Source organism: Kitasatospora sp. NPDC057692 (assembly GCF_042799475.1).
In the GTDB taxonomy this organism is placed as follows: Bacteria; Actinomycetota; Actinomycetes; order Streptomycetales; family Streptomycetaceae; genus Kitasatospora.
On record NZ_JBHVIV010000082.1, the window covers coordinates 21,350 to 38,415 of the forward strand.

At 75.9% G+C, this 17,066-nt stretch carries 14 protein-coding genes and 1 pseudogene; 5 read left to right on the forward strand and 10 right to left on the reverse strand.

Annotated features, from left to right (window positions below; all coding sequences use genetic code 11):
- Window positions 1–21: 21 nt before the first annotated feature.
- Together ACFVFS_RS32920 and ACFVFS_RS32925 are read right to left on the reverse strand one after the other, a co-directional pair.
- On the reverse strand, window positions 22–714 hold the full coding sequence (locus tag ACFVFS_RS32920) for an alpha-ketoglutarate-dependent dioxygenase AlkB family protein (RefSeq protein ID WP_380628524.1): 693 nt from the start codon (window positions 712–714) through the stop codon (window positions 22–24).
- 184 nt (window positions 715–898) lie between these two features.
- Window positions 899–1,675: a transglycosylase family protein gene (locus ACFVFS_RS32925; RefSeq protein WP_380628525.1), complete on the reverse strand. Its 777-nt coding sequence runs from the start codon at window positions 1,673–1,675 to the stop codon at window positions 899–901.
- Between the two features lie 635 nt (window positions 1,676–2,310).
- Between ACFVFS_RS32925 and ACFVFS_RS32930 the strand changes: the two genes are divergently transcribed.
- Complete coding sequence (locus ACFVFS_RS32930) at window positions 2,311–3,165, forward strand: hypothetical protein (protein WP_380628526.1); 855 nt, start codon at window positions 2,311–2,313, stop codon at window positions 3,163–3,165.
- A gap of 152 nt (window positions 3,166–3,317) precedes the next feature.
- Complete coding sequence (locus ACFVFS_RS32935) at window positions 3,318–4,118, forward strand: hypothetical protein (RefSeq protein ID WP_380628527.1); 801 nt, start codon at window positions 3,318–3,320, stop codon at window positions 4,116–4,118.
- 161 nt (window positions 4,119–4,279) lie between these two features.
- On the opposite strand, the gene der is transcribed toward ACFVFS_RS32935, so the two are convergent.
- From der to ACFVFS_RS32950, 3 genes are all read right to left on the reverse strand, one after another.
- Window positions 4,280–5,734 (reverse strand): ribosome biogenesis GTPase Der, encoded by a 1,455-nt coding sequence (gene der / locus ACFVFS_RS32940; RefSeq protein WP_380628528.1) that lies wholly within the window; start codon window positions 5,732–5,734, stop codon window positions 4,280–4,282.
- Window positions 5,735–5,930: 196 nt separating this feature from the next.
- Window positions 5,931–6,650: a (d)CMP kinase gene (cmk, locus tag ACFVFS_RS32945; RefSeq protein WP_380628529.1), complete on the reverse strand. Its 720-nt coding sequence runs from the start codon at window positions 6,648–6,650 to the stop codon at window positions 5,931–5,933.
- Window positions 6,651–6,850: 200 nt separating this feature from the next.
- Window positions 6,851–7,936 (reverse strand): prephenate dehydrogenase, encoded by a 1,086-nt coding sequence (locus tag ACFVFS_RS32950; protein ID WP_380628530.1) that lies wholly within the window; start codon window positions 7,934–7,936, stop codon window positions 6,851–6,853.
- 261 nt (window positions 7,937–8,197) lie between these two features.
- On the opposite strand from ACFVFS_RS32950, the gene ACFVFS_RS32955 reads away from it, so the two are divergent.
- From ACFVFS_RS32955 to ACFVFS_RS32965, 3 genes are all read left to right on the forward strand, one after another.
- On the forward strand, window positions 8,198–10,396 hold the full coding sequence (locus ACFVFS_RS32955) for a DUF4139 domain-containing protein (protein WP_380628531.1): 2,199 nt from the start codon (window positions 8,198–8,200) through the stop codon (window positions 10,394–10,396).
- A gap of 3 nt (window positions 10,397–10,399) precedes the next feature.
- Entirely contained in the window at window positions 10,400–11,971 is a 1,572-nt protein-coding gene (locus ACFVFS_RS32960; protein ID WP_380628532.1) for a DUF4139 domain-containing protein, read from the forward strand.
- Between the two features lie 103 nt (window positions 11,972–12,074).
- Complete coding sequence (locus ACFVFS_RS32965; RefSeq protein ID WP_380628533.1) at window positions 12,075–12,437, forward strand: DUF952 domain-containing protein; 363 nt, start codon at window positions 12,075–12,077, stop codon at window positions 12,435–12,437.
- A gap of 45 nt (window positions 12,438–12,482) precedes the next feature.
- Here the strand turns inward: ACFVFS_RS32965 and ACFVFS_RS32970 are convergent, their stop codons facing one another.
- From ACFVFS_RS32970 to ACFVFS_RS32990, 5 genes and pseudogenes are all read right to left on the reverse strand, one after another.
- Window positions 12,483–13,466, reverse strand: coding sequence for a transcriptional regulator (locus ACFVFS_RS32970; RefSeq protein WP_380628534.1), 984 nt, complete (start codon window positions 13,464–13,466; stop codon window positions 12,483–12,485).
- Window positions 13,467–13,671: 205 nt separating this feature from the next.
- Window positions 13,672–14,925 (reverse strand): pseudouridine synthase, encoded by a 1,254-nt coding sequence (locus ACFVFS_RS32975; RefSeq protein ID WP_380628535.1) that lies wholly within the window; start codon window positions 14,923–14,925, stop codon window positions 13,672–13,674.
- 63 nt (window positions 14,926–14,988) lie between these two features.
- Window positions 14,989–15,582 carry an SMC-Scp complex subunit ScpB gene (locus ACFVFS_RS32980; RefSeq protein ID WP_380628537.1) on the reverse strand — a complete coding sequence of 198 codons (594 nt, stop codon included), beginning with the start codon at window positions 15,580–15,582 and terminating at the stop codon, window positions 14,989–14,991.
- Window positions 15,583–15,809: 227 nt separating this feature from the next.
- Window positions 15,810–16,727, reverse strand: a complete 918-nt coding sequence (locus ACFVFS_RS32985; protein WP_380628536.1) for a segregation and condensation protein A — start codon at window positions 16,725–16,727, stop codon at window positions 15,810–15,812.
- 148 nt (window positions 16,728–16,875) lie between these two features.
- Window positions 16,876–17,066 (reverse strand): annotated as a pseudogene (locus ACFVFS_RS32990) (hypothetical protein); the annotation flags it as partial.

Here is a 17,066-nt window from a genome sequence, read left to right on the forward strand (position 1 = left end):
CGCCCGCACGGCAGGGCGTCCTCAGAGCCCCGACTGCCGCACCGTGATGTTCAGCCGCCCGGTCAGCCCCAGCCCCAGCGCCGGATCCGCCGTCCCGGGCAGGGTCCGCGTCACGCCGTGGTACGCGAACCGGGCCGGGCCGCCGAACACCAGCAGGTCCCCGCTGCGCAGTTCCAGATCGGTCCACGGCCTGGTCCTGGTCTCGGTGTTGCCGAGCCGGAAGACACACGTGTCGCCGAGGGAGAGCGAGACCACCGGGGCGTCCGTCCGCTCGTCGCGGTCCTGGTGCAGGCCCATCCGCGCGCCGTGCGGGTAGTGGTTGACGATCGCGATGTCCGGCGCGTAGCCGGCCGCGCCCGCGACCCCGCCGACGGCCGCGCCGTACGCCTCCGCCACCGCCCGCCGCGCCAGCTCCCCGAGCCCGGGCGGGAACGGCTTGACCGGCGCGCCGTCCTCGGCGGCGCGGGAGTAGCCGTACGGGTACCAGTGCCACCCCAGGCTGACCATCCGTACGGACATCAGCCCGCCGGTGGGCATCCGGACGGTGTGCATCCCCGCGGGCGGGCGGGCCCACGCCCGGCAGGCGTCGACCAGCCGCCGCTGCGCCTCCGGGTCCAGCCAGCCCGGGAGCAGCACGGCGCCGGGCGCCGGCTCCGAACGCCCGCGCCCGGGGTCGGCATCGTGGGGGCCGCCGAACAACTCGCCCTGGGTCACTCCCCCATCCTCGCGCAGGCCTCCGACAACGGCTCCGGACGCGGGAGCGGCCCGCACGCCGACGGCCGCCTCCCCACCGTGCGGCGGGAAGGCGGCCGAGGAACCGGTCGGCCCGGATGGCCCGGACGGCCCGGTCCAGCCGGTCGGACCAGAAGGACCGGTCGGGCCGGACGGATCAGACGGATCAGACGGCGAGGGTCTGGCCCGGGAAGATCAGGTTCGGGTTGGCACCGATGACCTTGGCGTTCTTGGTGTACAGGTCGTGCCAGTCGACGCCCTGCGCGGCGGCGATGGTGCTCAGGGTGTCGCCGGCCTTGACGGTGTAGGAGCCGTTGGCCTGCTTGGCAGCCTTCGCGGTCCAGCCCTTGTCCGCCTTCGCGGCCTTGGGGGCCTCGGCGGCCTTCGGAGCGGCGGCGGCCTTGGGGGCCTCGGCGGCCTTCGGGGCGGCCTTCGGAGCCTCGGCGGCCTTCGGCGCGGCCGGCTTCGGGGTGGCGGCCGGGGCGGCCGGCTTGGCGGCGGGGGCGGTGGCCGCCGGGGCGGAGGTGTCGACCGCGGCGGCGGCGCCGCCCTTGGTCAGACCGGCCTTGACGGAGCAGACGGGCCAGGCGCCCGGGCCCTGCGAGGCCAGGACCTTCTCGGCGACGGCGATCTGCTGCGCCTTGGTGGCCAGGTTGGCCTGCGGGGCGTAGGCGGTGCCGCCGAAGGCGGCCCAGGTGCTGGAGGTGAACTGCAGACCGCCGTAGAAACCGTTGCCGGTGTTGATGGCCCAGTTGCCACCGCTCTCGCACTGGGCGACGGCGTCCCAGGTCGACACGGAGGCGGCGGAGGCCGAGGTGGCCGTGACGAGGCCGGCCACCGGCAGGGCCGCGACAGCGGCGCCCGCCACGACAGCCATCCGGACGCGGTTGCGCTTGGTGGCGGAGGTGGTGGTGGCAGCGGCGAGCTCGTTACGGAAGGTCATGGGGTTCCTCTCGACAGCCCCGGGCGGGCATGCGGAACCAAGCCCTGGAAGAGGACTGGAATCGCTCACCGCGTCCGTCGGGCGGCCGGAGACGTGTCGGACGTCCCGCGCCGCCCCTGGCCACCCGCCACGCACCGGCGACCTGTTCGAGCGGTCGCATCGGCGGGCACGGCCGGCGCCGGCGAACCGGCGGGCTGTGCGTCGGGGGTGAACCCGGGTGGTGCTCGTTGCACCGCCAAAGAAGCTACGAGTCGGCCGCCGGGGATCCAAACAATGACGGGTCTCCCCAGCTCAGCAGGGCATTACCGGCGGTAACCTCCCGACATTCGCGCCCCAATTGTCCGTTTTAGGCGTCATTTCCTAGATCAAACATCCGCAGGCCGTGGCTCACCTCACACTTCGATTCCGGCAGTCCCGCCACCGAGATCGACACATTGCGATGCCTTCAGCACCCTCCGCGATCGAATCCGAGGCAATTCCCGTCACCCCGACCCCCCACCCGTGACCCCTGCCACAAGGGCCCGTTGGAAAGGGCGGCCGGGCCGAACCCGCCGCCGGCTCGAACGGAACCGGCTCTCCGCCCGCCCGTCCGCCCGCCCCCTCCGACCCCCGACACCGCACCGAGGAGACACCCAGTGCCGCGCATGCTCGACGTCAGCGACGAGGTCCGTTCCGAGATCGGCGACGACGAGGCCGACCGCCTGCTCGGCGGCGCCCACGCGCCCGACAGCTACGAGTGCACCTCCTGCCGCACCCCCGGCGACGCGTTCCAGGAGCCCACCAGCACCGTGCTGTTCGTCGGCGAGGAGACCGCGGTGCTGGCCTTCGCGCACGCCCGCTGCATCCCCTCCCAGGTGGTCCCGGTCTCGGAGGAGCAGTTGGCGGGCGCCGTCCGCAGCATCAGCCAGGCCCAGGGCGACCCCGCCTTCGGGCCGGACGCCGCCGCCCACCCGCAGCCCTCGGTCCCCGCACCGGCCCCGGCCCCCACCCCGAACGCCGGCCGGCCCGGCGCTCCCGGCCAGGCCGCGATCCTCGGCATCACCTGCGGGCTGGTCCTGCACGGCGACGCCGGTCACGCCTCGCTGGTCGTCGAGCCGACCGGGCCGGTCGGCCGACCGGGCAACACCACCGGCGAGGACGAGTTCCTCGACCTGCTCCAGGACGCGGGCTTCCAGCCGGTCCTCGACCTCGACAAGACGCCGGACCAGCTGCCCGGCTGGTCCGTGCTGGTCGCGATGGGCAAGCTGCACGCGATCCTCCAGCCCGCGGCGGCCGGGGGCAGCACCGGCTGGTGGCAGGCCCACCAGCCGCTCCAGGTGACCGACGCCTGGCGGTTCGCCGCCAACCAGCTCGGCGAGGTCACCATGTACGCGGTCCCTGCCGGGACGGTGGGCCGACAGCCGCGCGAGGACCTGCTGCGCCAGGCCCTGGAGCGGGCGGTGGCGCTGGGTCAGGTGGTCGCCGCCTCCCTCCCGCTCGCCGGCACCTGAGCCGCGAGCGGGTCGACCGTACCGCCCGCACCCCCGCCCCACCCCGTCCCCCGCCGCGGGGCCGCCTCCCGACCGGCCCCGCGGCCACGGCCGTGCCCGCGCCCGCGTCCGCCCACCCGCATCCCCCGGCGCCCTCGCTCGTTGGGCCCTGCGTGTACAGCTACGACGGCCCCGCCGCCCCCCGGCGGTCCACCACCGCCTCCCGCGCGATCCCGGGCATGCGCCCCTCGTACGACGCGGAGCACCCGCACTCGGCGACGCCGATCTACGACGAGCTGTACTCCGAGTACCGCCGGCTCTTCCGCGCGCTGCCAGGCGACCGCTCCGGCGAGGAGGAGCTGGCGTTCACCGGCTTCGCCGTCCGGGACGCCGCCCCGACGCGCACCGACCCCCGCCCGTACCCGCCGCAGCACCAGTCCTTCCACACCTACGCGGGCCAGGCGATCGGCATCCCGCAGTTCATGCCCGGCCGGCCGGGCGGAGCCGACCACTCCGGGCAGTCGGACCAGGGCTTCGCGCACACCGGCGGCGCCCCCCACCCGGGCAACCCCGGCCACCCGGGCCACCCGCACGACCACGGCCCCGCCCACGCGAGCCACACCGCCGGCCACCCGGCGAGCCCGTACACCACCGGCTTCCAGGCCGCCCCCTCCCCCGGCCGACCGCCGGGCGCCCCGACGAGCCCGCATTCGGCCGGCCACGCGGGCAGCGGTCAGACCGGCACCGGCCACGCGGGCGCCGGCCAGGGCTGGGTCGCCGCCGGCTACCTCGGCACCGTCCCGCCGCCGGTGTCCGCGCACGTCCCCGCGCCGGCCCCGGTGACGGTGCCGGTCCCGGCACCCGCCCCGGCCGTGGGCACCGCCTTCGGCGCGGGCGACCGGGGCACCACCGGCGGCGGCCGCCACCGCAGCCTGCTCTCCCTCCCGCCGGGCCGCAGCGGCGAGCACCACTGACCGGGTCCCGCGCACCGCAGCACAAGGCGCAGGGCACAGGGCACAGGGCACAAGGCACACAGCGCAAGGCACACAGCGCAAGGCACACAGCGCAAGGGCCCCGCCGCCCGGTCCCGAGACCGGCCGACGGGGCCCTTGCGCACCGTCTGCTCCTGCTACCCCTACTTCTTCTTGCGCTTCTCCCGCACCCGCACCGAGATCGAGATCGGCGTGCCGACGAAGCCGAACTCCTCACGCAGCCGGCGCTCGACGAACCGGCGGTAGCCCGCCTCCAGGAAGCCCGAGGCGAACAGCACGAAGCGCGGCGGACGAATGCCCGCCTGGGTGCCGAACAGGATGCGCGGCTGCTTGCCGCCGCGGATCGGGTGCGGGTGGGCGGCCACCAGCTCGCCGAGGAAGGCGTTCAGCCGCGCGGTCGTGATGCGGGTCTCCCAGCCCTCCAGCGCGGTCTCGATCGCCGGGACGAGCTTCTCCATGTGGCGCCCGGTCTTCGCCGAGACGTTGACGCGCGGGGCCCACTGCACCTGGACGAGGTCGCGCTCGATCTCGCGCTCCAGGTAGTAGCGGCGCTCCTCGTCGAGCTGATCCCACTTGTTGTAGGCGATGACGACGGCGCGCCCGGCCTCGACGGCCATCGAGATGATCCGGGTGTCCTGCTCGGCGAGGGTCTCGCTGGCGTCCACCAGGACGACCGCGACCTCGGCCTTGTCCAGCGCGGCGGCGGTGCGCAGCGAGGCGTAGAAGTCGGCGCCCACGGTCAGGTGGACCCTGCGGCGGATACCGGCGGTGTCGACGAACTTCCAGGTCTTGCCGCCGAGCTCGATCAGCTCGTCGACCGGGTCACGGGTGGTGCCGGCCAGCTCGTTGACGACCACCCGCTCCTCGCCGGCGACCTTGTTGAGCATGCTGGACTTGCCGACGTTCGGCCGGCCGATCAGCGCGATGCGGCGCGGGCCGCCGGGGGCGGCGTCGCCGAAGGTCTGCGGCGGGGCCTCGGGCAGCGCGGCCATCACGGCGTCGAGCAGGTCGCCGGAGCCGCGGCCGTGCAGGGCGGAGACGGGGAACGGCTCGCCGAGGCCGAGCGACCAGAGGTAGGCGGCCTCGGCCTCGGTGGACGGGCCGTCGACCTTGTTGGCGCAGAGCACGGTCGGCTTGCCGGCCCGGCGGATGATCTTGATCAGGGCCTCGTCGGTGTCGGTGGCACCGACGGTGGCGTCGACGACGAACAGGACCGCGTCGGCCTGCTCGATGCCGAGTTCGGCCTGGGCGGCGACCATGGCGTCGATGCCGAGGACGTCGATCTCCCAGCCGCCGGTGTCGACGACCTTGAAGCGGCGGCCGTTCCAGGCGGCCTCGTAGGTGACCCGGTCGCGGGTGACACCGGGCTTGTCCTCGACGACGGCCTCGCGGCGGCCGATGATGCGGTTCACCAGGGTCGACTTGCCGACGTTCGGGCGGCCGACGACGGCCAGCACCGGCAGCGGGACGTGGCTGCCGTCACCGAGGCCGTCGACGTCGTCGAGGTCGAAGCCCTCCTCGGCGGCGAGCGCCATGAACTCGGCGTACTCGGAGGCGTCCAGCTCGCCGTGGCCGGCGGTGGAGTGCTCTGCGGTCATGTTCGTACTGTCCGTTTCCCGGCCCGGCCCTTCCCAGGGACGTGCCGTGCGTACCTGCCCCTCCGGGGCAGCGCGAATGGTTCCGGGTGCCACCACGGCACCCTGTTCATCGGATGATCAGCCCGACGGACGGCTCTCAGCCGTCCACCGGCATCCTCGGTCGTTCCCAGCCGTTCCCGGTCGTTCCCGGCCGTTCTCAGGCGGCCGAGAGCGCGGCCCCGGCCCGCTCCGCCACCAGCGCGGTGATCCGGTCGATCACCTGCTCCAGGCTGAGCGCGCTGGTGTCCACCAGGACCGCGTCCGCGGCCTGGGCGAGCGGGGCGGTCGCCCGCGAGGAGTCCGCCGCGTCCCGGCGCGCGAGGTCGGCGGCCATCGCGGTGATGATCGCCTCGTCCACGCCCTTGGCCCGCAGCTCGGCGGCCCGGCGCTCGGCGCGGGCCGTCTCGGAGGCGGTCAGGAAGATCTTGACGGTGGCGTCCGGGAACACCACGCTCCCCATGTCCCGGCCCTCGGCGACGATGCCACGGGCGGCGACCGCGGCGCAGCCGCGCTGCAGCTCCACCAGCCGGGCCCGCACCGCCGGCACCGCGGCGACGGCGCTGACGTGCGCGGTCACCTCGGGGCCCCGGATCGGGGCGGCGACGTCCCGGCCGTCGACGGTGATGGTCGGGCCGTCCGCGTCCGTGCCGGACACGATGACCGGCTTGCCGCACGCGACGGCCACCGCCTCCGGGTCGTTCACGTCGACGCCGTTGGCCAGCATCCACCAGGTCATCGCCCGGTACATGGCACCGGTGTCCAGGAAGCTCAGGCCCAGCCGGGCGGCGACCGCCCGGGAGACGGTCGACTTGCCGGAGCCGGAGGGTCCGTCGATGGCGACGACGACCGGGGCGTGCGCTCGGTCGGCAGTGTCCACGGCGCGAACCTCTCTCTGATCTCTGAACATGGCAACCCGCACTGCGGGGAAGCCGGGGATGGTCTCCCCCAAGGTTAATGGACCGCCGACCGACCCGGACCCGCCGGTGACCGGCCGACTCCGCCCCGGCCCGAACCGGACCCCGGCCCGCCTTCCCGGCCGCCGCCGGCCGGCCCGACAGACCGACCGACGGGCACCCGTCAGTCCCGGACGCTCCACCCGCTCGCCCGCAGCGCCGCCGTCAGCGGCCGCACCGCCCCCGGGGCCACCGACAGCTGCACGAAGCCCACCTGCTGCCCGGTGGAGTGCTCGATGACGACGTCCTCGATGTTCACGCCCGCCGCACCGACCTCGCCGAACAGCCGGCCCAGCTCACCGGGCTGGTCCCCGAGGACCACGGCGACCGTCTCGTACCGGGTGGGCGGGGCGCCGTGCTTGCCGGGGATCCGGGCCTGGCCGGTGTTGCCGCGCCGCATGACCGCCTCGATGCCCGCCGCGCCACCGCGCCGCTCGGCCTCCTCGGCGGCCTGCAGGGCGCGCAGCGCCGTGACGGTCTCGCCGAGGTCGGTGGCCACCTCCTCCAGCACGTCGGCGACCGCGCCGGCGTTGGCGGAGAGGATGTCGACCCACATCGCGGGGTTGGAGGCGGCGATCCGGGTCACGTCCCGCACACCCTGGCCGGAGAGCCTTATGGCGGTCTCGTCGGCCTTCTCCAGCCGGGCGGCGACCAGCGAGGAGAGCAGCTGCGGAGCGTGCGAGACCAGGGCGACCGCGCGGTCGTGCGCCGCGGCGTCCATGACGATCGGCACGGCGCCGCAGAGCGCGACCAGTTCGAGGACGGCGTTCAGCGTCTCGGTGTCGGTGTCGGGGGTCGGCGTGAGCACCCAGGGCCGGCCCTCGAAGAGGTCCGCGCGGGCGGCCAGCGGGCCGGACCGCTCCCGCCCGGCCATCGGGTGGCTGCCGATGTAGTGGACGGTGTCGCAGCCGAGCGCGGCGACCTCGGCCCGCGGGCCGGCCTTCACGCTGGCGACGTCGGTGTAGCTGCGCGCCAGGCCGCGGCGCTGGCAGTCGGCGAGCACCTTGCCGACCAGCGCGGGCGGGACGGCGATGATCGCGAGGTCGACCGGCCCGTCCGCGGGCTCGGTGGTCCCGGCCCCCAGCGAGGCGGCGGTGCGGGCGGCGTCCGGGTCCGCGTCCTCCAGATGGACGGTCAGGCCCCGTCCGGTGAGGGCGAGCGCGGCGGAGGTGCCGATGAGTCCGGTACCGACGACGGCGGCTGTACGCATGGCGGGGTGGCTCTCCTCACGGAACCGCGCGGGACGCGGCGACTGCGGGGACGGGGGACGGATCGCCCCCATCCTCCCCCATCACCGCCACCGCCCGTGCCGCAACCGCACCGCCGCCCCCGACCGTCCCCCCTCACGCGGCCCGCGCCACCGGGCGCCCGCCGCGCCGCCCGCACGCCGCGCACGGGGAACACCGGCGACGCGGGCGCCGCCGCACGGCAGGATGGGCCGCCGACGGTACGCGACGAAGGGGTTGGCCGGGTGAACGATCAACACAGCAGCGACCAGCATCGACCGCACGACGACAGCACCACCGACAGCACCACCGACCGGGCCACCGTCCCCACCGTGCCCTCGGTGCTGGACGCCGTGGTCGTCCACGCCGTCGGCGCGGTCTGCCGCCGCCGGGCCCGGACGGCCCTGCCCCCGGGCGGACGGCTCCGGCTGACCGGCCTGCCCGAGGGGCTCGACGAGCGCTCACTGCGCGCCCGCGTCCTCGCGGGCCCGGCCGGCACCGCCGTCACCGAGGCCCGTCTGGAAGCCGTCGCCGAACTCCGCGAGCCCTCCGAACTGCCCGAGCTGCGCCACCGGTTGGAGGCCGCCGAGGAGCACGGCGCGGCCCTGCGCGAGCAGCACCGCCGGGTCCTCGCCGCCATCGCCGAGACCGCCGCGCTGCGCGCCGTCCCGCCGCCCCGCCGACGCGACGAACCGCTGCGCCGCACCCCCGCCGACGCCTGGCTGGAGCTGGCCGAGTTCGTCGACGAGCGCCTCACCGCCCTCCACGAGCGCGCCGGGCGGCTGAACCGCGAGCTGGAACTCGCCGACCACGAGATCCTGGTGCTCAACGAGGAGGTCGCCCGGCTGTCCCCCGACGGGTGGCACGAGCCCGTCGAGACCACGACCACCGCCCTGCTCACCCTCACCGCCCCCGCCGCTCCCGAGGACGCCCCCACCGAGCTGGACATCGAACTGGAGTACACCGTCCGGACCGCCCGCTGGGTGCCCTCGTACCGGCTCTCCTACCGCCAGGGCGCCGACACCGGCCACCTCCTGCTGCGCGCCTCGGTCGCCCAGCAGACCGGCGAGGACTGGACCGGCGTGCGCCTCGCCCTCTCCACCGCCGACCTCGACCGCCGCACCGACCTGCCCAGGCTGCGCTCGCTGCGGATCGGCCGCAGCCAGCCGCCCCCGCCGCCCTCCGGCTGGCGCGAGCCCCCGGCCGGCCTGGCCGACCTGTTCACCGGCTACGACGCGGCCGGCCCGGCGCCGATCGAACCCGGCCGGCTGCTCGGCGGCGCCGCCGGCGGTGGCACGTTCGCCGCCGAACCCCGGCTCTCCGTCCCGGTCGCCCCCGTCGCCGCCGCGGCCCCGCTCCCGCCGCCGGCCGCGGCCCCGCGGCCCCCCGGGGGGCCCGCCCGCGCCCGCGCCCGCGGCGGCCTGCGCTCCGCCGACGAGCCGTTCGAGCCGTTCGAGCCGTTCGAGAGCATCGAGCCGTTCGGACAGGCCGAGCAGGCCGCCTTCGCCGGCTACGGCGCACCGCCGCCCGCCCCCGGCGGCGCCGGCCCGGGCTTCGGCGAGGAGGTCCGCGCCAGGCGGGTCGCCCCCGCCCCGCCCACCGCCCCGTCCGGCCCGCCGGTCCCGGACGAGCAGCTGCTCGACTACCCCGTGCTGGAGCTCTCCGGCCCGGACGCCGCCCCCGGCCGCCGCGGCACCCTGCACCACCCGCCGCTCCGGGCGCACCGCCGACCCGCCGCCGCCCGCCCGGCCCCCGGGCTGCCGGGCCTCCCGCTGCCGCACCACGCCGTGCCGCCGCGCGTCTCGGCCGGCTCCTTCGACCACCGCTTCGACGCCGCCGCGCCCGCCGACCTCCCCTCCGACGCCACCTGGCACACCGTCACCATCGGCGAGATCCCGGTGCGCGTGAGCCCCGAGTACGTCACCGTGCCCGCGGTCGAGGAGCGGGTCTACGCCACCCTGGTGATCGCCAACGACAGCGCGCAGGCCGTGCTCGCCGGACCGGTCGAGGTGACCGTCGACGACCGGTTCCTGCTCACCGCCGCCCTGCCCACCCTCGCCCCCGGCGGTGTGCGCCGACTGGGCATCGGTGTCGCCGAGTCGGTCGAGGTGACGCGCCGTACCGAGCTGCGCGAGTCCACCGCGGGCATGCTGAACAGCAGCACCGTGCTCGACCACCGGGTGCACGTCGAACTGGCCAACCGGCTCGGCCGCCCGGTCACCGTCGAGGTCCGCGAACGGGTGCCGGTCAGCTCCGACGCCGACATCCGGATCGAGGAACGCCCCGGCTGGCACGCACCGGACGAACCGTCCACCGAGTGCCCGCCCAGCACCCGGCTCCGACGGGTCGAGCTGCCCCCCGGCGGCCGGGCCGAGCTGGACGCCGGCTACCAGATCAGGATCCCGGCCGGAAAGGCCATCGTCGGCGGAAACCGGAGGAACTGAACGATGACCGTCACCCCCCTCCCCGTCACCCCACGGCCCGCGACGCCGCTGCCCGTCACCGCCGTCACCTGTCTGGAGGACCGCGCCCAGGTCGACCGCACCGCCACCGCCGAGCTCACCGCCGGCGTCCAGCGGCTGCGCCTGGGCCCGCTCACCGCGCTCGCCGTCGACCGCACGCTGCGCGCCGAGTCCGACACCCCGGGCGTGCGCGTCCTGGACGCCCGGATCACCCGCGCCTGGACGCCGCGCGCCCCGCTGCCGCCCGGCCCGGAGGACTCCGAGCTTCGCCACCGGCTGCACGCGCTGGACGAGCGCCGCCGCGCCGAGGAGCAACTGGCCGACCGGCTGGAGGCCCGGCTGGCGCTGCTCGCCCAGCTCTCCGCCGACCTGCTGCGCGAGGTCGGCGAGGGCGCCGGCGTCGGCGAGGTCGAACGCGTCCGCTGGCACCGCGAGCTGGACCGGGTCGACGCCGGGCGCGAGCGCGCCGGCGAGGAGCTGCGCGCCACCCGCTCCCGGCTGCGCGCGCTGGAGCGGGAACGCGCCGCGGCGCTCACCGCCGTCGAGGAGGCCGAGGAGCAGCCCGCCGAGCTGGTCGCCCACCTCGACCTGACCGTCGAGGCCCGGGAGGCCGGGCCCGCCCGGCTGGCGGTGAGCCACCTGGTGCCCTGCGCGCTCTGGCGGCCGTCCTACCGGGCGACCCTGGCCGGGGGCGTGCTGCGACTGGAGTCCGAGGCGGTGGTCTGGCAGCGGACCGGCGAGGCCTGGACCGGCGCCCGGCTCACCTTCTCCACCGCCCGCTCCGCCCTCGCCACCGAGCCGCCCGCGCTCGCCGAGGACGTGCTGACCCTGCGCGAGCGCACCTCCGAGGAGCGGCGCACCGTCGAGGTCGAGCTGCGCGAGGAGACGATCTCCGAGCTGCGCCCGGACGGCGTGCTGCCGGGCGTGGACGACGGCGGCGAGGTGCGGGTGCTGACCGCCCCGGCGCCGGCCACCGTGCCCTCCGACGGACGGGCGCACCGGGTCCCGCTGGGCTCCTCCGAGGGGCCCGCGCACAGCGAGTACGCCTGCGCGCCGGAGCTGTCGCCGCTGGTCACCCAGGTGGTCCGGTTCCGCAACACGGCCGGGCACCCGCTGCTCGCCGGACCGGTCGAGCTGGTCCGCGGCAGCGGGTTCACCGGGCGCGGACGGCTGCCGTTCACGGCGCCGGGCACCGACGTGGAGCTGTCCTTCGGCAGCTCGGACGGCTACCGGGTGGTCCGCGAGACCGACGAGCGGCGCTCGACGGCCGGGCTGAGCCAGCGCTCGGTGACCACCCGCACGGTGCGGCTGCACCTGTCGCGGTTCTCCGGCCCGGAGGAGCGGGACGAGCAGCTGGTCGCGGTGCGCGAGCGGGTGCCGGTCTCCGAGGTGTCCGCGGTGGAGGTGCGGCTGCGCAAGGAGGAGTGCTCACCCGCGCCGGACGCCTTCGACGCCGAGGGCATCGTCCGCTGGGACGTCCCGCTCGGGCCGGGCGCCCGCCGCACGCTCACCCTGGTGTACGAGGTCTCCGCCTCCGGGAAGGTGGCGGGCCTCTGAGCACCGGCCGGGCCCGGGCGTACGAACCTCCGCCCGGGCCCGGGCGTGCGAACCGCCGCCCGGGCGACCGTCCGGGCCCGGCCGGAGCGGGTACAACAGGAGCATGATCCTGCACCTCGCCCCCTTGGACGACTGGCTGGCCGACCCGGGCCGGCCGTACGCGACCGCCTCGCTGCTCACCGACGGGTTCATCCACTGCTCGGCGGACGAGCAGACCGCGCTGGCCGTGGCCAACGCTTTCTTCGCCGACGCCCGCGAACCGCTGATGGTGCTGCTGATCGAGGAGTCGCTGGTGGAACCGATGGTCAAGTGGGAGGCCCCGCACGGCGCACCGCCGCCCGGGGCCACCCCCGGTGTGCTGTTCCCGCACATCTACGGTCGGCTGAACCGCACGGCGGTGCTCGGCCTGGAGAAGGTCGAGCGCGGCCCGGACGGCCGCTGGGCGTCCCTCTCCCCCTGGAGCTGACGCCCCGGCACCGGCCCGGCGCGTCCGCGGCCGGTCCCGCCGCCGCTACAGCCAGCCCCGCTCCCGGGCCGCCATACCGGCCTGGAAGCGGGTGGTGGCGCCCAGCTCGCGCATCAGCGACTGGAGCCGGCGCTGGGTGGTCCGGGCGCTCCAGCCCAGCGAGCGGGCGATCGACTCGTCGGTGAGGCCGGCCGCCAGCAGCCCGAGCAGCTTGCGGTGGTCGGCCTCCGGCTCCAGCGCCCCGTCCACCGCGCCGATCGCGGCCTGCAACTGGACGGCGCGCTCCCACTCGGCCTCGAACAGCGTGTCCAGCGCCTGGAGCAGGGCCGAGGGGTGGATGACGTAGGCGGCGTCGAGGACGCTGTCGCCGACGCTGATCGGGATGATCGCCATCCGGTCGTCCGACATGACCATCTTCATCGGGAGCACCGGCCGGACCCGGGCCTCCTCGCCGTCGGCGACCCCGACCAGGATGTTCTTCTCCAGCCGGCCCGGCCAGGCCACCGCCTCCCGGTCGTAGACGGTCCGGAACCGCACGCCCTCCTTCAGCCGCTGCCGCTGCAGCGGGATGTTGGCCACCGGGTCCTGGATGTAGGGCGGGCAGTCGAAGCCGCGGATCTGGTACTGGCTGGTCCCGGTGATGTGCTCCAGCCGCTGGGCGATCGCCTCGCCCCCGGTCAGCACCTCGACCGAGTGCGCCGGGTCGGTGTAGCGCGAGGCCTCCCGGAAGGCGTCCATCAGCCGGTGCATCTCGGCCCGGGCGTGCCGCAGCTCGGACTCCCGGTGGCCGATCAGCGTGCCGATGGCGACGTCCGGGGCGACCGGCAGGAACCGCTGCCGGTCCACCGGGGCCCGGGTGGCCATGCCCTGCTGGGCGAGCCGGTCCAGGGCCCGCATGCTCTGCTGGACGGTCAGGTCGCAGAGCCCGGCGAGGTCCTCGGCCGTCGACTGCGGGTTGGCCACCAGCGCCGCGTAGACCCGCCCGTCCGGGCCGGCCAGTCCCAGAGCGCTGAGTGGTGCATCGGACACGGCGTCGCTCCCCGTTCGCCTCTCGCCCCGCGCCGGGTGGCGCAGTCCCGCCACCGGGCGGGTCGTGGGCAGGTGGCAATCCTCGGCCACGGATCATCGGGCTGACAAGGTGATCACCGCCGATGCGGCCCGCTTCACAGCAGGACCCGCCGAACGACGGAGGGCCTCCCCGCCGTTCGGCGGGGAGGCCCTCCGGGGGCGGCTGTTACAGCCCGACCTCGCGCATCAGCTGGCCGACCTCGGGGTTGGTCAGCCGGCGCAGCCAGCCGGACTTCTGGTCGCCGAGCGCGATCGGACCGAAGTGGGTGCGCACCAGCTTCTCGACCGGGAAGCCCGCCTCCGCCAGCATCCGGCGGACGATGTGCTTGCGGCCCTCGTGCAGGGTCACCTCGACCAGGTAGTTCTTGCCGACGTTCGAGACGACCTTGAAGCTGTCGGCGCGGGCGTAGCCGTCCTCCAGCTCGATGCCCTTGGCGAGCTGCTTGCCCAGGTCGCGCGGGATCGGCCCCTGGATGGCGGCCAGGTAGGTCTTGGTCACGCCGTACCGGGGGTGGGTGAGGCGGTGGGCCAGCTCACCGTGGTTGGTGAGCAGGATGATGCCCTCGGTCTCGGTGTCCAGGCGGCCGACGTGGAAGAGCCGGGTCTCGCGGTTGGTCACGTAGTCGCCGAGGCACTGGCGGCCGTCCGGGTCCTCCATGGTGGAGACCACGCCGGCCGGCTTGTTCAGCGCGAAGAACAGGTAGGACTGGGTGGCGACGGTCAGGCCGTCCACCTTGATCTCGTCCTTCTGCGGGTCGACCCGCTTGCCCTGCTCGGTGACCCGCTGGCCGTTGACCTCGACCCGGCCCTGCTCGATCAGCTCCTCGCAGGCGCGGCGGCTGCCGATGCCGGCCCGGGCCAGCACCTTCTGCAGGCGCTCGCCCTCGGGCTCGCCGAAGGTCTTCGGCAGCTTCACGGCCGGCTTGTCGTGCCGGGCCAGCACGGCGTCCTCGATCCGGGCCTGCAGCTCGCGCGAGCGCTGCGGCTGGCGGCGCGGGTCGCCCGGGGCGCCCTGGCCCTCGCGGCGCGGCCGCGGGGCCGGGCCGGGGCGGCGGCCGGCGAAGCCGCCGCGGGCCGGGGTGGCGTTGGGGCCGCCGCCGTACTCGGGGCGGTCGTACTTGCGCTCCTCGGGCCGCAGCGGGCGGTCCGGGTAGCGGCGGTCGTCGCGCCGGTCGTCCCGACGGCCGTCGCGCCGGTCGTCCCGGCCGTACGAGCCCGAGTCGCGGCCGTACGAGCCCGAGCCGCCGCGCGGTGCCGAGCCGCCCCGGCCGCCGCCGGACCCGCCGTGCGAACCCCCGCGCGAGCCGGAGCCGCCGCGGCCCGAGCCGCCCCCGTAGGAGCCGCCCCGGCCGCCCCCGCCCTGTCCGCCGCGACCGCTGCCGCCGCCGCTGCTGTTCCTGCCGTTGCCACTGCTACGCATCAAAGTGTCCGTACGTCGTTACCGTCTGGGCTGTGCGGTCGTTTCGGCCGACCTCACCGCCCCCTACCGATCGGGCGCAGCCCGACCGGCCTCGCCACTGCCGTCCGCGGCCTGCACGGCAGCGGCGGCGACCGCCTCCGCGATCATCGTGCCCTCCAGGGACTCCGCTTCCACGTCGTCGACCTCGGGCAGGAAGGGAGCGAGCTCCGGCAGCTCGTCCAGGCCGCGGAGCCCCATCCGTTCCAGGAAGTAGTTCGTCGTCCGATACAGGATCGCACCTGTTTCGGGCTCGGATCCGGCCTCTTCCACCAGTCCTCGCTGTACCAGGGTACGCATCACGCCGTCACAGTTCACACCGCGGACGGCCGAGACCCGCGATCTGGACACCGGCTGCCGGTAGGCGACCACCGCCAGGGTCTCCAGCGCGGCCTGCGTCAGCCGGGCCTGCCGGCCGTCCAGGACGAAGCGGTCGACGGCCGGCGCGCAGGCGGCGCGGCTGTAGAACCGCCAGCCGCCGGCGACCAGCCGCAGGTCGAAGCCCCGCCCCTGGGCGGTGTACTCGGCGGACAGCTCGCGCAGCGCCGCGGCCACCTCCGCGCACGGCCGCTCCAGCACCGACGCCAGGTGGGCCTCGCCGGCCGGCTCGTCGACGACCATCAGGATCGCCTCCAGCTCGGCCCGCAGCCCGGGGCCTCCGTCCACCTCCGGCAGCGGCACCGCGACCGGCACCGGCACTGGCACTGGCACCGGCATCACGGCTGGCACCACGACGGGCCCCGCCTCCGGCGCCGGCTCCAGCCACTCCCCGGCCCGCGGCCGCCCCGGCAGCCCGAGCGCCCGCCGGGCCGGCCGTCCGCCACCCGCACCGCCGTTCCCGGCCGTCATCACCCGTCCTCCTCGCCCTTCGCCGCGCGCGCCGCGGCCTCGCCCGCCGGCCGGTCGAACTCGTCCGTCACCTCGACCGCGCCCCGGTCCGCCTGCGCCACCCACCGCACCACCAGCTCACCGAGCGCGTCCGGCTGCTCGAAGGCGAGCACCCGCTCCCGGTACAGCTCCAGCAGCGCCAGGAACCGGGCGACCACGACCATGGTGTCCGGGGCGTCGGCGACCAGCCGCTGGAAGGTGGCCTCGCCCAGCTCGGTCAGCAGCCCCGCCACCAGGCCCGCCTGCTCGCGCACGCTGACCGGCGGGGTGTGGATGTGGTCGACGTAGACGACCGGCGCGGGCCTGGGCGCCATCGCCCGGGCGGCGAGCTCCGCCAGGCGCTCGGCGGCGACGCCGATCACGACCTCGGGCAGCAGCTCGGCCTGCCGCGGCTCCAGGCCGACGGTGCGCGGCCGCAGCAGCAGCTCGGTGGCCCAGCGCTCGCCGAACAGCGCCGCCGCCCGCTTGTAGGCCCGGTACTGGAGCAGCCGGGCAAAGAGCAGGTCGCGCGCCTCCAGCAGGGCGAGGTCCTCCTCGTCCTCGACCTCCGCGGCGGGCAGCAGCCGGGCCGCCTTGAGGTCGAGGAGAGTGGCGGCGACGACCAGGAACTCGGTCGCCGCGTCGAGGTCCCAGTCCGGCCCCATCGCGCGGATGTGCGCCATGAACTCGTCGGTGACCGTCGCCAGCGCGATCTCGGTGACGTCCATCCGGTGCTTGGCGATCAGGCTCAGCAGCAGGTCGAACGGGCCCTCGAAGTTGTCCAGCCGAACCCGGAAGCCGCCCTGCAGCCCGCCCTGCGGCCCGTCCTCCGGCGCACCCGGCCCGGCCGCCGCTACGGCGGTCCGGTCGACGACGGGGTTCTCGGGCGTACTCGGCATGACGGTCCATCTTCACCCGACCGCGCCGCCCGCCCCGCACCGGGGCCCGCCGACACGCCGGGCCTCCCCGGCCCGACCGCCGCGGCGCACCGCGGACGCGGCACCGCACCGAACGACCCCGGACCCCCCGCGGCCCCGGAGTGCGCGCTCAGCGCCCGCGCAGCCGCCGCACCAGGATGCTCGCCTCGCCGCGCTGCTCCAGGTCCGCCAGCACCACCGCGATGGCCTCCCGGACGATCCGGCCGCGGTCCACCGCCAGGCCGTGCTCGCCGCGGAGCACCAGCCGGGTGTGCTCCAGGTCCATCAGCTCCTCGGCGGACACGTACACGGTGATCTTCT

Bases quoted from the DNA above. Each gene is read 5' to 3' on its own strand.
- ACFVFS_RS32960 (WP_380628532.1), top strand. From the start codon at position 10,400: ATGACCGTCACCCCCCTCCCCGTCACCCCACGGCCCGCGACGCCGCTG.
- der (WP_380628528.1), bottom strand. From the start codon at position 5,734: ATGACCGCAGAGCACTCCACCGCCGGCCACGGCGAGCTGGACGCCTCC.
- ACFVFS_RS32975 (WP_380628535.1), bottom strand. From the start codon at position 14,925: ATGCGTAGCAGTGGCAACGGCAGGAACAGCAGCGGCGGCGGCAGCGGT.
- ACFVFS_RS32985 (WP_380628536.1), bottom strand. From the start codon at position 16,727: ATGCCGAGTACGCCCGAGAACCCCGTCGTCGACCGGACCGCCGTAGCG.
- ACFVFS_RS32925 (WP_380628525.1), bottom strand. From the start codon at position 1,675: ATGACCTTCCGTAACGAGCTCGCCGCTGCCACCACCACCTCCGCCACC.
- ACFVFS_RS32965 (WP_380628533.1), top strand. From the start codon at position 12,075: ATGATCCTGCACCTCGCCCCCTTGGACGACTGGCTGGCCGACCCGGGC.
- ACFVFS_RS32980 (WP_380628537.1), bottom strand. From the start codon at position 15,582: ATGGTCGTCGACGAGCCGGCCGGCGAGGCCCACCTGGCGTCGGTGCTG.
- ACFVFS_RS32950 (WP_380628530.1), bottom strand. From the start codon at position 7,936: ATGCGTACAGCCGCCGTCGTCGGTACCGGACTCATCGGCACCTCCGCC.